The sequence below is a fragment of the Streptomyces sp. NPDC050743 genome, assembly GCF_044456925.1.
Taxonomy (GTDB): domain Bacteria; phylum Actinomycetota; class Actinomycetes; order Streptomycetales; family Streptomycetaceae; genus Streptomyces.
Genome location: NZ_JBITGJ010000001.1, coordinates 330,263 through 343,791 on the forward strand (window position 1 = coordinate 330,263; position 13,529 = coordinate 343,791).

Below are 13,529 nucleotides of genomic sequence, written 5' to 3' on the forward strand. Positions count from 1 at the left end.
GTGGCGGGTGCGCCACGCGCAGGTCACCTGTGATGTAACAAGTGCCGACCGACCGTTAGCGGGAGGTCGGCACGGACCGGTAGTGTTCGACATTGCCGAACGGTGTTGAATACACGGCGGCAGTCGAAGGGACGGAGGCAGGACGGGGATGGCACGGAACATCCAGTCGCTCGAACGGGCGGCCGCGATGCTGCGGTTGCTCGCGGGCGGCGAGCGGCGGCTCGGCCTGTCGGACATCGCCTCGTCACTGGGCCTCGCCAAGGGCACCGCCCACGGCATTCTGCGCACCCTCCAGCAGGAGGGCTTCGTGGAGCAGGACGACGCCTCCGGGCGCTACCAGCTGGGCGCGGAGCTGCTGCGCCTGGGCACCACCTACCTGGACGTGCACGAGCTGCGGGCCAGGGCCCTGGTGTGGACCGACGACCTGGCCCGCTCCAGCGGGGAGAGCGTGTATCTGGGGGTCCTGCACCAGCAGGGCGTGCTGATCGTGCACCACGTCTTCCGGCCGGACGACAGCCGGCAGGTGCTGGAGATCGGTGCCATGCAGCCGCTGCACTCCACCGCGCTCGGCAAGGTGCTGGCGGCCTACGACCCGGTCGCGCACAGCGAGGCGCTGGAGTCCGAGCGCAAGCCCTTCACGGACCGCACGGTGTACGACGCCGACGACTTCGAGCACCTCCTCGACATCACGCGCGCGCGTGGCTACGCGGCCGACATCGAGGAGACCTGGGAGGGCGTGGCGTCGGTCGCCGCGCCCATCCACGACCGGCGCCGCATGCCCGTGGGCGCGGTCGGCATCACCGGGGCCGTGGAACGGCTGCGCCCGGACGGGGAGCTGCGCCCCGAGCTGATCGCGGCGGTGCGCGACTGCGCCCGCGCGGTGTCGAGGGACCTGGGCGCGGGACGGTTCTGAGCGCTCGGCGCTCCTTTCCCCGAGCGCTCGGCGCTCCTTGTGAGCACGCCTGGGGACGCCTCAGGCCACGACCGGAACGCCGGGCGGCGTTCCGGTTCTCGCCCTACCCTGAAACCGGCATAGGGGGCTAATGCCCACGTCAACGCGCGAAGAGTGATAACCGGCAGCGATCAATAACGATCCTGTTTTCGATAACAGAACCCTTGACGCACGCGTAACGCCGAAGCAAGACTCCCGTCCATCGGTCGGCATTGTCGAACACCTACCGGCAATACGCGCTAGAGTGTGGCAACGCCAAGGGCCGGCAATCGCTCTCATCCCCGAGGGCGCCAGAACCACCGGAGGGACCCGGGGTTCGGCTATCCCTGGACGAAGGACAAAGGAGTCGCGGGTGTCCAGCTCCGACATCTTCATCGGCGAGACCATCGGTACCGCCATACTCATCCTGCTCGGCGGCGGCGTCTGCGCGGCCATCACGCTGAAGGCCTCCAAGGCCCGTAACGCCGGCTGGCTCGCCATCGCCTTCGGGTGGGGCTTCGCCGTCCTGACGGCCGTGTACATCTCCGGACCGCTCTCCGGTGCACACCTCAACCCGGCCGTCACCGTCGCCCTGGCGATCAAGAACAGCGACTGGAGCAACGTTCCGACCTATTTCGCCGGCCAGCTGCTCGGCGCGATGATCGGCGCGACCCTGGTGTGGGTCGCCTACTACGGCCAGTTCCACGCCCACCTGACCGACAAGGAGATCGTCGGCGGTCCGGGCGCGCAGGCCACCGCGGCCAAGGCGGTCGAGGTCCAGGAGAAGGGCGCCGGCCCGGTCCTCGGCATCTTCTCCACCGGCCCGGAGATCCGGAACGCGGCGCAGAACCTCGCCACGGAGATCATCGGCACCGTCGTGCTGATCCTCGCGGTCCTCACGCAGGGCCTGAACGACAAGGGCAACGGACTCGGCGTCCTCGGCGGTCTGATCACCGCGCTCGTGGTCGTCTCGATCGGTCTCTCCCTCGGCGGCCCTACGGGGTACGCGATCAACCCTGCCCGTGACCTGGGCCCGCGCATCGTGCACGCCCTGCTGCCGCTGCCCAACAAGGGCGGTTCCGACTGGGCGTACGCCTGGATCCCCGTGGTCGGTCCGCTGATCGGCGGCGCGATCGCCGCAGGCATCTACAACGTCGCCTTCGCTTAGACATCACCTCCGAGCACCGCGCCGTACGCACCGCCCTACCACCACGGATCTTTTGGAGCACACAGTGACCGACGCCCACACCGCAGGCCCGTTCATCGCCGCGATCGACCAGGGCACCACCTCCAGCCGCTGCATCGTCTTCGACCGGGACGGCCGTATCGTCTCCGTCGACCAGAAGGAGCACGAGCAGATCTTCCCCAAGCCGGGCTGGGTCGAGCACAACGCCAACGAGATCTGGACCAACGTCCAGGAAGTCGTCGCCGGGGCCATCGCCAAGGCCGGGATCACCCGTGACGACATCAAGGCCATCGGCATCACCAACCAGCGCGAGACCACCGTGCTGTGGGACAAGAACACCGGTGAGCCCGTCCACAACGCCATCGTCTGGCAGGACACCCGCACCGACGCCCTGTGCAAGGAACTGGGCCGCAACGTCGGCCAGGACCGCTTCCGCCGCGAGACCGGCCTGCCGCTGGCCTCGTACTTCTCCGGCCCCAAGGCCCGCTGGCTGCTCGACAACGTCGACGGTCTGAAGGAGCGCGCCGAGGCCGGCGACATCCTCTTCGGCACCATGGACACCTGGGTCATCTGGAACCTGACCGGCGGTGTCGACGGCGGCAAGCACGTCACCGACGTCACCAACGCCTCCCGCACCCTCCTGATGAACCTGCACACGACGCAGTGGGACGACAAGATCGCCGAGTCCATCGGCGTGCCGCTGCGGATCCTGCCCGAGATCCGCTCCTCCGCCGAGGTCTACGGCGAGGTCACCGGCGGCAAGCTCGGCGAGCTGCTCGGCGGCATCCCGGTGGCCTCCGCGCTCGGCGACCAGCAGGCGGCCCTGTTCGGCCAGACCTGCTTCTCCGAGGGCGAGACCAAGTCGACCTACGGCACCGGCACCTTCATGGTGATGAACACCGGTGACAAGATCATCAACTCCTACGCCGGTCTGCTGACCACGGTCGGTTACAAGATCGGCGACCAGCCGACGGTCTACGCCCTGGAGGGCTCGATCGCCGTCACCGGCTCCCTGGTGCAGTGGATGCGCGACCAGATGGGCCTGATCTCCACCGCGGCCGAGATCGAGACGCTCGCGCTCTCGGTCGAGGACAACGGCGGCGCCTACTTCGTGCCGGCCTTCTCCGGTCTGTTCGCCCCGCACTGGCGCTCCGACGCCCGCGGTGTGATCGCCGGCCTGACCCGGTACGTCACCAAGGCGCACCTCGCCCGCGCTGTCCTGGAGGCCACCGCCTGGCAGACCCGGGAGATCGCCGACGCCATGGTCAAGGACTCCGGCGACGAGCTGGTGGCCCTGAAGGTGGACGGCGGCATGACCTCCAACAACCTGCTGATGCAGACGCTCGCCGACGTCCTGGACGCACCGGTGGTGCGCCCGATGGTCGCCGAGACCACCTGCCTCGGCGCCGCCTACGCCGCCGGTCTCGCCGTCGGCTTCTGGTCCAGCACCGACGAGCTGCGCGCCAACTGGCGCCGGGCCGCCGAGTGGACCCCCCAGATGGACGCGGACACCCGCGACCGTGAGTACAAGAACTGGCTCAAGGCCGTCGACCGGACCATGGGCTGGATCGAGGACGAGAGCTGAGCGGCCCACACCGGCTCAGACATCTCTGACGAGGAGTAAGCACCCCACATGACCAGTCAGTCCACCCTCAGTTCCGTGCCTGCCCTGGGGACGCACCCGGCCTCCGGCTCCAACCCGAGCCGGGCCGAGACCAGGGAGCAGCTCGCCAAGGCGTCGTACGACCTTCTGGTGATCGGCGGCGGCATCCTGGGCATCTCCACCGCCTGGCACGCCGCGCAGTCCGGCCTGAGGGTGGCTCTGGTCGACGCCGGCGACTTCGCCGGTGCCACCTCCTCCGCCTCCTCCAAGCTGCTCCACGGCGGTCTGCGCTACCTGCAGACCGGCGCGGTGAAGCTGGTGGCGGAGAACCACTTCGAGCGCCGTGCGGTCTCCCGCCAGGTGGCCCCCCACCTGGCGAACCCGCTCACCTTCTACCTCCCCGTGTACAAGGGCGGGCCGCACGGCGCGGCGAAGCTCGGCGCGGGCGTCTTCGCCTACTCCGCGCTCTCCGCGTTCGGTGACGGCGTGGGCCACCTGCTCTCCCCCGCCAAGGCGGCGCAGGACGTGCCCGAGCTGCGCACCGAGAACCTCAAGGCCGTGGCCGTGTACGGCGACGACCAGATGAACGACGCCCGCATGGCGCTGATGACGGTCCGCGCGGCCGTCGAGGCGGGCGCGGTCGTCCTCAACCACGCCGAGGTCACCGGCCTGCGCTTCACCCGGGGCCGGGTCACCGGCGCCGACCTCAAGGACCGCACGTCCGGTGACGAGTTCGGGGTCAACGCCCGTCTGGTGCTGAACGCGACCGGGCCGTGGGTCGACCACCTGCGCCGGATGGAGGACCCCGACGCGGCGCCGTCCATCCGCCTGTCCAAGGGCGCGCACCTGGTCCTGAAGCGGACGTCCCCGTGGAAGGCCGCGCTCGCGACGCCCATCGACAAGTACCGCATCACCTTCGCCCTCCCCTGGGAGGACATGCTGCTGCTCGGCACCACCGACGAGGAGTTCGAGGGCGACCCGGCGGACGTGTCCGTCACCGACAAGGACATAGCGCAGATCCTGGACGAGGCCGCGTTCTCCGTCCGCGACCAGCAGCTCCGGCGCGACCTCATCACCTACGCCTTCGCGGGCCTGCGCGTGCTGCCGGGCGGCCCCGGCGACACCGCCAAGGCCAAGCGCGAGACCGTGGTGACCGAGGGCAAGGGCGGCATGCTGTCCGTCGCGGGCGGCAAGTGGACCACCTTCCGGCACATCGGCCGCACGGTGATGAAGAAGCTGGAGGCGCTGCCGGGTCACCCGCTCGGCGACGACTTCGAGCCGATCTCCTCGCTGCCGAAGAGGCTGCCGCTGCCCGGTGTCGCCAACCCGCGCGCCGTCGCCCACCGCCTGCTCGTGGACCGCCCGGCTCCGGGTCCGCGCATGGCCGCCGACACCGCCAAGCACCTGGCCACCCACTACGGCTCCCTGGCCTTCGACATCGCCCGCCTGGCGAACGAGGACCCGGAGCTGGCCGAGCGTGTCCACCCCGACGCGCCGGAGATCTGGGCGCAGGTCGTCTGGGCCCGCGACCACGAGTGGGCCGAGACCGCGGACGACGTGCTGCGCCGCCGCACCACGCTGACCATCCGGGGCCTGGCCACGGACGAGGTCCGCGCGAGGGTGCAGGACCTGCTCGACAAGAAGTAGGCCTCGGCGGCGGCCGGTCCGTTTCCCTGACCGGGACCGGCCGCCACCGCGGCGCCGGACCGCCGCACCGGGTCCGGACGACCGAGAGGGGCGACCCCGCGCCGATGGGGCCGCCCCTCTCGCCTGCCCGGGGGAGCACTGTCAGTGCCGGGTGCTTCCATGGGGGCATGAACAACGATCAAGCCGATCCCGCCGACCTCGCGGCTCTGCGAAAGGCCTTCGCGGTGGACGACGGCGGGGCGTCCGCCCTCGGCTGGGCGGCCGTGCGCGCGTTCGAGGCGGAGCACCACGTGGTGCTGCCCGAGCCGTACCGGACGTTCGTGGCCGAGGTGACCGACGGGTCCTGCCAGGGGCCGCCGGAGTACGGGATGGCCGGGCTCCTGGCATGCGCCGGGCACCAGCGGCTCGCCGAGCCGTTCCCGCTCACCCGGACGTGGGTGTGGGAGGCGGACGACGGCCCGTACGAGGACCCCGAGGCCGTGATCGAGCGGGTGGCCCACGACGGTTCTCTGCGGCTGGGGACCGACGGCTGCGGCATGGACTGGCATCTGATCGTCACCGGCCCGCACCGGGGTCACCTATGGCAGATCACCGGTGAGGGCGCGCTGCCCTTCGCGGCGGAGTTCGGCCACACCACCGCCGAGCCCGGCTTCGCCGGCTGGGTGCGGCACTGGGCGGACGGCAAGGAGTGGTTCGACGCGCCGCCCGCATAATGTGCCTGAGACATCCGATGTCTGAGCCACCGCGCGGGCGACAGGGAGGCCGTCATGGCAGTCACCGATGAGGCGATCGAGAAGATCAAGGGCATGATCGTCTCCGGTGCGCTGCGGCCCGGGGACCGGTTGCCCAAGGAGAGCGAGCTGGCAGCCGAGTTGGGGCTGTCGCGCAACTCGCTGCGGGAGGCCGTGCGGGCGCTGTCGCTGATCCGGATCCTGGACGTGCGGCAGGGCGACGGCACGTACGTCACCAGCCTCGATCCTCAACTGCTGCTGGAGGCACTGAGCTTCGTCGTGGACTTCCACCGCGACGACACCGTCCTGGAGTTCCTCGCGGTGCGCCGGATCCTGGAGCCGGCCGCGACCGCGATGGCCGCCTTCCGGATCAGCGAACAGCAACTGGGCGCGCTGACGGCGCAGTTGGACGCCCTCGGTGCCGAACCCTCGGTGGAGGAGCTGGTCGCCGCCGACCTGGAGTTCCATCGCGGCATCGTGCGCGGCGCCGGCAACTCGGTGCTGTGCTCGCTGCTGGACGGCCTGTCGGGGCCGACCACCCGGGCCCGGATCTGGCGGGGCCTCACCCAGGAGGACGCCGTCGGCCGCACCCTGCGCGAGCACCGGGCGATCCTGGCCGCGCTGCGCGACCGGGACGCGGAGGCGGCCCGCTCCTGGGCGACCGTGCACATCGCGAGCGTGGAGCAGTGGCTGCGCAGCACGCTGTGAAAATGCTGCGCGGCACCCTGCGAAAGCGCTTCGCCGCGGCCCGCGAAAGCGGTGAAACACCTGTGCGGATCCGTCCGGGCTCCCGGTTGACGGAGGGTGTTCCGCGGTGGCGAACGGGGCAGTGATCCGGTCACTGGCCCACGCAAGGGGGCTGCGGGCGCCCCCGCCGGACGCCGTAAGGTTGGTGAGTCAAGCGAGGGCACGTCGGAAGGAGGCACTGGGTGATCGAGCTGGAGGGGGTTCCCGAGCTGATCGACCCAGTCATGGTGGCCGCGTTCGAGGGCTGGAACGATGCCGGCGACGCCGCCTCCACGGCGGTCGCGCATCTGGAACGCGAGTGGAAGGGCGAGGTCTTCGCGGCGCTGGACGCCGAGGACTACTACGACTTCCAGGTGAACCGCCCCACGGTGTTCATGGACGCCGGTGTGCGCAAGATCACGTGGCCGACGACGAGGTTGTCGGTGGTGCGGGTCGGCGGCGAGAAGCCGCGCGACCTGGTGCTGGTCCGCGGCATCGAACCGTCCATGCGCTGGCGCTCGTTCTGCAACGAGCTGCTCGGCTTCGCGCACGAGCTGGGCGTGGAGCTGGTGGTCATCCTGGGCGCCCTGCTCGGTGACACCCCGCACACGCGTCCCGTGCCGGTCAGCGGGGTGACGTCCGACCCGGACCTGGCCCAGCGGATGGACCTGGAGGAGACCAAGTACGAGGGCCCGACGGGCATCGTCGGCGTCCTGCAGGAGGCGTGCACGCACGCCGGCGTCCCGGCGGTGTCGCTGTGGGCGGCCGTACCGCACTACGTCTCCCAGCCGCCCAACCCGAAGGCGACGCTGGCGCTGCTCAACCGGCTGGAGGACCTGCTGGACCTGCGCATCCCGCAGGGAGAGCTGCCGGAGGACGCGCGCGCCTGGCAGGTGGGCGTGGACCAGCTGGCCGCGGAGGACAGTGAGGTCGCCGAGTACGTCCAGACGCTGGAGGAGGCCCGGGACACCGCGGAGCTGCCGGAGGCGTCGGGTGAGGCGATCGCCCGCGAGTTCGAGCGGTATCTGCGGCGCCGGGACGTGGGCCCTCCGGGCGGGAAGCAGCGGCCTCCGGCGGCCGGCGGCGGGGGCAAGGAAGACGACGAGGACGGCTCGGAGGACTGAGGTATGGCGAAAGGGCGGTTCCCGTGATGGGAAGCGCCCCTTCTTTTTGTTGCCGACGCGCTATGGGGTGCCACTACAGGCTGTCGGGCGTCTGACAGTCCGCAGTGGCTTGTCGCGCAGTTCCCCGCGCCCCCTTACGGGGCGCTCCCGCTCGCGGTGCTCAGAGAGCCACCCCGAGCAGCGCGTCCACAGCACGCGTGACGACGCCGGGGGCGCCCGTGTCCGTGCCGCCCTGCTCCTCCTGCCGGGTCGCCCAGCGGTCCACCGCCGCCAGGGCGGCGGGGGCGTCGAGGTCGTCGGACAGGGCCTGGCGGATCTCCTCGACCAGGGTGTCGGCGGGCGGGCCGTCGGGGCGGGAGACGGCCGCGCGCCAGCGGGCGAGGCGGGCGACCGCGTCCTGCAGGACCTGGTCGGTCCACTCCCAGTCGGCGCGGTAGTGGTGGGCGAGCAGGGCGAGACGGATGGCGGCAGGGTCGACACCGTCCCTGCGGAGCTGGGAGACGAAGACCAGGTTGCCCTTGGACTTGGACATCTTCTCGCCGTGCAGGGCGACCATGCCGGCGTGGACGTAGGCCTTGGCCATGGGGAACTCGCCGGTGAGCACCTGGGCGTGCGAGGCGCCCATCTCGTGGTGCGGGAAGGCGAGGTCGGAGCCGCCGCCCTGGACGTCGAAGGTCATGCCGAGGTGGTCGAGGGCGATGGCCACGCACTCGATGTGCCAGCCGGGCCGGCCCCGGCCGAGGGAGCCTCCGTCCCAGCTGGGCTCGCCCTCGCGGGCCGCCATCCACAGCATCGGGTCGACGGGGTTCTTCTTGCCCGGGCGGTCCGGGTCGCCGCCGCGCTCGGCGGACAGCAGCCGCATGGCGGCCGCGTCGAGGTTCGAGACCTTGCCGAAGTTCGGGTCGGACTCGACGGAGAAGTAGACGTCGCCGTCCAGCTCGTAGGCCGCGCCGAGTTCGCGCAGCCGCTCCACGAGGGGGACGATGCCCGGTATCGCCTCGACGGCGCCTATGTAGTGCCGGGGCGGGAGCATCCGCAGGGCGGTCATGTCCTCGCGGAAGAGGGCCGTCTCCTTCTCGGCGAGGGCGACCCAGTCGACGCCGTCCCGCTCCGCGCGCTCCAGCAGCGGATCGTCGACGTCGGTGACGTTCTGGACGTAGTGGACCTGCCGCTTGGTGTCGAGCCACACGCGCTGCACGAGGTCGAACGCGTTGTAGGTCGCCGCGTGCCCCATGTGGGTCGCGTCGTACGGGGTGATGCCGCAGACGTAGATACGGGCGACGGGACCGGGGTCGAGGGTGACGAGGCCGCCGGTCGCGGTGTCGTGGATCCTCAGGTCGCGGCCCTGACCAGGCAGGGCGGGGACCTCGGAAGCGGGCCAGGCATGCATGTACATGAGCCTAACCGGCCGCCCGCCGCGGATACGAACGGGATCGCGCCCGACGGCCGGTTACGCGGTCTTGTACCTCGGCGCCGGATGTGCTGGCGGTGCTCACACCGGCGGCCAGGGGATGGCGGGCCATTCGCCGTTCGGCTCCGGGTGCACTCCCGTGCTGAGCAGCGCCTCGACACGCGCGCGCGTGGCGTCGATCTCCGCCGCGGTGATCAGTGCGGTCAGCCGGTCGCCCAACGGCCCGTCCAAGGCCCCGTGCAGCCCCCCGAGGACGTCGACGGCCTCGGGGGTCAGCGGCTCCCCGGCCCAGCCCCACAGCAGCGTGCGCAGCTTGTTCTCGACGTTGAAGGTGACGCCGTGGTCGATGCCGTAGAGCCGGCCGTCGGTGGTGGGCAGCAGATGGCCGCCCTTGCGGTCGGCGTTGTTGATCACCGCGTCGAGGACGGCGAGCCGGCGCAGCCGCTCGTCGTCGGCGTGCACGAGGAGCGCGGTGCGGCCCTCGCCGACCTCGGCCAGGCCGATCGCCTTCCAGCCCGGCTCCGGTTCCTCGGCGTCGACCAGGGCGAGCAGCTCCGCCTCGGCCTGGACGTCGATCCACAGCTGGCACATGCCCTCGCCGTACGGCCCGTCGCGCAGCACGGTCGGCGGGACCAGCCCCCAGCCGGTGGCCTCGGAGACCTCGTAGGCGGCCACCTCGCGGGCGGCCAGGGTGCCGTCGGGGAAGTCCCACAGCGGGCGCTCCCCGGCCACCGGCTTGTAGATGCAGGAGGCTTCCCGGCCGTCGAGGGCGATGGTGCAGAACAGCGCGGCGTTGGACGCCTCGCGGATCCGGCCGCGCACGGTCAGCTCACCCCGCGCGAGCAGCTCGGCGGCGGCCGAGTCGGCTGGGGCGTCGGTGGGCGTCACGCTCCGCGGCGGTATCCGTTCTGGCGCGGACATACGTGTCCTTCCGGATCGAGCGGGAGGCTGCACAGCGGGCACGGCGGCCGCCCGGCGTTGACGACGTCGAGGGCGCGCTTGGCGAAGGCCCGGGCCTGCGCGCCGGTCAGCCGGACCCGCAGCATCGGGGGCCCGTTCTCCTCGTCCTGGAGCAGGCGCTCCTCGGCCTCGGCGAGGTCCTCCTCGGTGTCGGCGTCCAGCTCCACCAGGGCCTGCGCCTCGACGATCATGCGCTCTTCCTCACCGTCCCAGGCCAGCGCCATGGTGCCGACGCGGAACTCCTCCTCGATGGGGGTCTCCAGCGGGGCGGTGTCGGAAATCTCGGTGGGCGCCATGGCGGGGACGGCGGCGCTGCCGCCACTGCGCCGTACGACCTCGTCGAGCAGTTCGTCCATGCGCTCGGCGAGGGCGGCCACCTGGGTCTTCTCCAGAGCCACGCTGGTCACCCGGGAGCCTGCGGTGGCCTGGAGGAAGAACGTACGGCGTCCGGGCAGTCCGACCGTGCCGGCCACGAAGCGGTCCGGCGGGTCGTAGAGGAACACCTGACGGGACACGTCCTGTCTCCATTGAGAGTGAGTGCGGAGAGTGGGTTCGAGAGTTTCAGCGGTGCGGCCGGTGCGGATACGCGACTGTGCGGATCGCTTCACCCTACTGCGGCCGACGATCACGGTGCGCCCGCACCACCTCCGACCGGTGCGTCGCCCTCAGCAGGTTCCTCACGCGGGGCGAGCGAAGCGAAATCCCCGGTGTCGCCGAGGCGAACGAGGAACGGCCGCAGCCGGGTGTAGCGGATCGCGGTGACGGAGCACGGTTCCACGGAGATCCGCTGGAACAGGTCGAGGTGGAGTCCGAGGGCGTCGGCGACCAGGGATTTGATGATGTCACCGTGGGAGCACATGAGGTAGACGGCGTCGGCGCCGTGCTCGCGCTCCACGCGCGCGTTCCACTCGCGTACGGCCTCGGCGGCGCGGGTCTGCATGGCGCGCATGGACTCGCCGCCGGGGAAGGCGGCGGCCGACGGGTGGGCCTGTACGACCTCCATCAGCGGCTCGTCCTTGAGCTCGGCGAGCTTGCGGCCGGACCAGTCGCCGTAGTGGCACTCCCCGATCCGCTCGTCGGTGTGGACGCGCAGGCCGGGGCGGGCGTCCAGCAGCGGCCGTACGGTCTCCTGGCAGCGCTGCAGGGGGCTGGTGACGACTTCGGAGACCGGCAGCGCGGCGAGCCGGCCGGGCAGCGCGGCGGCCTGGGCGGCGCCGCGCTCGTCCAGGGAGACGCCTGGCGTCCACCCGGCGAGCACTCCGGAGGTATTGGCGGTCGAGCGTCCGTGCCTGACGAGGATCAGCGTGGGCATGCGGCCCAGGGTAGGCGTATCAGCACATGCACCGGTGAACGGGCGAAGGGAGAATGCGCTCCGTGATCGTCGACTGCGCCATCTACCGGCACGGACACCGCACCGAGGGGCCGGAGGACCTGTCCGACGCGCTCTGCGAGGCGCGGGCCGAGGGCGGGTTCGTGTGGATCGGCCTGTACGAGCCGTCCGAGCGGGAGTTCGACCTGGTCACCCAGGAGTTCGGGCTGCATCCGCTGGCGGTCGAGGACGCGCTCAACGCGCACCAGCGGCCCAAGCTGGAGGTGTACGACGACTCGCTGTTCATGGTGCTGAAACCGGTCGTATACGAGACGCGGAGCGACACCGTCTCGACAGGCGAGATCATGATCTTCGTCGGCAACAGCTTCGTGGTCACCGTCCGCCACGGCGAGGGCTCGCCGCTGGCCGCCGTACGGCGCCGGCTGGAGGAGGAGCCGGAGATGCTCGACAAGGGCCCGACCGCCGTGCTGTACGCGATCTCCGACGCCGTCGTCGACCACTATCTGGAGGTGGCGACGGAGCTGGGGACCGATCTGGAGGAGCTCGAGGCGGAGGTGTTCCTGCCGGACGGCGGCGGCGCGCGGGGCACCGCGTCCCGGATCTACGGCTTCAAACGGCAGATCCTGGAGTTCCGGCGGGCCACCGGCCCGCTGGCGCTGCCGCTGACCCGGCTGGCCGGCACCGGACCGCTCGGCGGCTCGGTGCCGTTCGTGCACGACAAGGCGCGCCCGTTCTTCCGGGACGTGAGCGACCACCTGGCGCGGGTCAACGAGTCCGTGGAGGCCCTGGACCGGCTGGTGTCGGACGTCCTGTCGGCGCATCTGGCGCAGATGAGCGTGCGGCAGAACGACGACATGCGGAAGATCTCCGCGTGGGCGGCGATGGCCGCGGTCCCCACGATGATCGCGGGGATCTACGGCATGAACTTCGACCACATGCCGGAGCTGCACTGGTTGTGGGCGTATCCGGCGGTGATCCTGGCGATGGCGGCTCTGGAGGTGCTGCTGTACCGCTTGTTCAAGCATCGCGGCTGGCTGTGAGGCGTTCGCCACTCGGGTCCGCGGCTCAGGCGAACTCGTGGGCGGGGATGGCGGGGCCGCCGAGGGGGTCGCGGCGCTCGGGCATGCGGAGGGTGACCATGCGGCGCCAGCCGGCGAGGCGCTCGTAGACGTACACGGCGTGGATGCCGACGGCGAGCAGGGCGTACCTGGCCGTGGACCAGCCCAGGACGCGGCCCATGCGGGCCATCACGGCGAGGCTGACGTCCCGGTGGATGCGGATCTCGGCGAGGGCGCACTCGCGCAGGGTGCGCTGGATCAGCCGGCCGTGCCCGGCGGCGGCGAGCCGCAGCAGTTCCTCATGGGTGTAGGCGAGGTGGTTGACCTCGTCGTCGCAGATCATGCGGACGGCCCTGCCCACCTCGGGATGGTCGGCGAACAGCCTGAGCAGCTGCACCATCTGCTCGGCGGCGCGCTGTTCGGTGACGCGGCTGTGGGAGAGGTAGACGACGATGTCCCGCTCGGTGAGCGGCTCGTCCCGCCTGAGCCTGTCGTGGGCGAGGCCGATGCCGTGCCGCTCCAGCAGCATCGTGTAGTCGGTCTCGGGCGGTACGGCGACGGGGGCGAGCCCGCGCTTCTTCATCAGGGCGGTGAAGATGCGTCCGTGCTTGTCCTCGTCGGCGCCGTGCCGGGCGATCTTCGGGGCGAGGGCGCGTTCGCCGTGCGGGACCAGCGCGGCGATGCGCCCGTTCTCCCAGCCGCCCTGAAACTCCCCGCCGGCGGCGATGGAGCAGAAGAGCCGGAACGACTCGTCGTTGTCGAGGATCTCCTGGAACAGACTCTTGGCCGACAGCATGGGCGCCACCTCTCCGCAGGACTCCG

13 protein-coding genes are annotated in these 13,529 nt (G+C 71.1%); 8 read left to right on the plus strand and 5 right to left on the minus strand.

Features of this window, described 5'->3' with window-relative positions; all coding sequences use genetic code 11:
- The first annotated feature begins 148 nt into the window (after positions 1–148).
- From ACIBJF_RS01560 to ACIBJF_RS01590, 7 genes are all read left to right on the plus strand, one after another.
- Complete coding sequence (locus ACIBJF_RS01560) at positions 149–913, plus strand: IclR family transcriptional regulator (RefSeq protein WP_351804182.1); 765 nt, start codon at positions 149–151, stop codon at positions 911–913.
- A 391-nt stretch (positions 914–1,304) separates the two neighbouring features.
- The gene (locus ACIBJF_RS01565; protein ID WP_399171617.1) at positions 1,305–2,099 is read left to right on the plus strand and encodes an MIP/aquaporin family protein; all 795 of its coding nucleotides are present in this window, start codon (positions 1,305–1,307) and stop codon (positions 2,097–2,099) included.
- 64 nt (positions 2,100–2,163) lie between these two features.
- Positions 2,164–3,702, plus strand: coding sequence for a glycerol kinase GlpK (glpK, locus tag ACIBJF_RS01570; RefSeq protein ID WP_399171618.1), 1,539 nt, complete (start codon positions 2,164–2,166; stop codon positions 3,700–3,702).
- Between the two features lie 48 nt (positions 3,703–3,750).
- Positions 3,751–5,367 carry an FAD-dependent oxidoreductase gene (locus ACIBJF_RS01575; RefSeq protein ID WP_399171619.1) on the plus strand — a complete coding sequence of 539 codons (1,617 nt, stop codon included), beginning with the start codon at positions 3,751–3,753 and terminating at the stop codon, positions 5,365–5,367.
- A 167-nt stretch (positions 5,368–5,534) separates the two neighbouring features.
- Positions 5,535–6,080, plus strand: a complete 546-nt coding sequence (locus tag ACIBJF_RS01580; RefSeq protein WP_399171620.1) for an SMI1/KNR4 family protein — start codon at positions 5,535–5,537, stop codon at positions 6,078–6,080.
- Positions 6,081–6,134: 54 nt separating this feature from the next.
- A complete protein-coding gene (locus ACIBJF_RS01585) occupies positions 6,135–6,806 on the plus strand; it encodes a FadR/GntR family transcriptional regulator (RefSeq protein ID WP_399171621.1) in 672 nt (223 codons plus the stop codon).
- Between the two features lie 221 nt (positions 6,807–7,027).
- Positions 7,028–7,948: a PAC2 family protein gene (locus ACIBJF_RS01590; protein ID WP_361240380.1), complete on the plus strand. Its 921-nt coding sequence runs from the start codon at positions 7,028–7,030 to the stop codon at positions 7,946–7,948.
- 160 nt (positions 7,949–8,108) lie between these two features.
- Here the strand turns inward: ACIBJF_RS01590 and mshC are convergent, their stop codons facing one another.
- From mshC to ACIBJF_RS01610, 4 genes are all read right to left on the minus strand, one after another.
- Complete coding sequence (mshC, locus tag ACIBJF_RS01595) at positions 8,109–9,338, minus strand: cysteine--1-D-myo-inosityl 2-amino-2-deoxy-alpha-D-glucopyranoside ligase (RefSeq protein WP_399171622.1); 1,230 nt, start codon at positions 9,336–9,338, stop codon at positions 8,109–8,111.
- Between the two features lie 102 nt (positions 9,339–9,440).
- Positions 9,441–10,280, minus strand: coding sequence for an SCO1664 family protein (locus ACIBJF_RS01600; RefSeq protein WP_399171623.1), 840 nt, complete (start codon positions 10,278–10,280; stop codon positions 9,441–9,443).
- Positions 10,244–10,834, minus strand: coding sequence for a DUF3090 domain-containing protein (locus ACIBJF_RS01605; protein WP_399171624.1), 591 nt, complete (start codon positions 10,832–10,834; stop codon positions 10,244–10,246). The genes ACIBJF_RS01600 and ACIBJF_RS01605 overlap by 37 nt, the downstream gene beginning before the upstream one ends.
- Positions 10,835–10,944: 110 nt before the next feature.
- Positions 10,945–11,631: a histidine phosphatase family protein gene (locus ACIBJF_RS01610; RefSeq protein WP_399171625.1), complete on the minus strand. Its 687-nt coding sequence runs from the start codon at positions 11,629–11,631 to the stop codon at positions 10,945–10,947.
- 62 nt (positions 11,632–11,693) lie between these two features.
- On the opposite strand from ACIBJF_RS01610, the gene corA reads away from it, so the two are divergent.
- Positions 11,694–12,689, plus strand: a complete 996-nt coding sequence (corA, locus tag ACIBJF_RS01615; RefSeq protein ID WP_399171627.1) for a magnesium/cobalt transporter CorA — start codon at positions 11,694–11,696, stop codon at positions 12,687–12,689.
- A 25-nt stretch (positions 12,690–12,714) separates the two neighbouring features.
- Here the strand turns inward: corA and ACIBJF_RS01620 are convergent, their stop codons facing one another.
- Positions 12,715–13,503 (minus strand): ferritin-like domain-containing protein, encoded by a 789-nt coding sequence (locus ACIBJF_RS01620; protein WP_399171628.1) that lies wholly within the window; start codon positions 13,501–13,503, stop codon positions 12,715–12,717.
- Between the last annotated feature and the right edge of the window lie 26 nt (positions 13,504–13,529).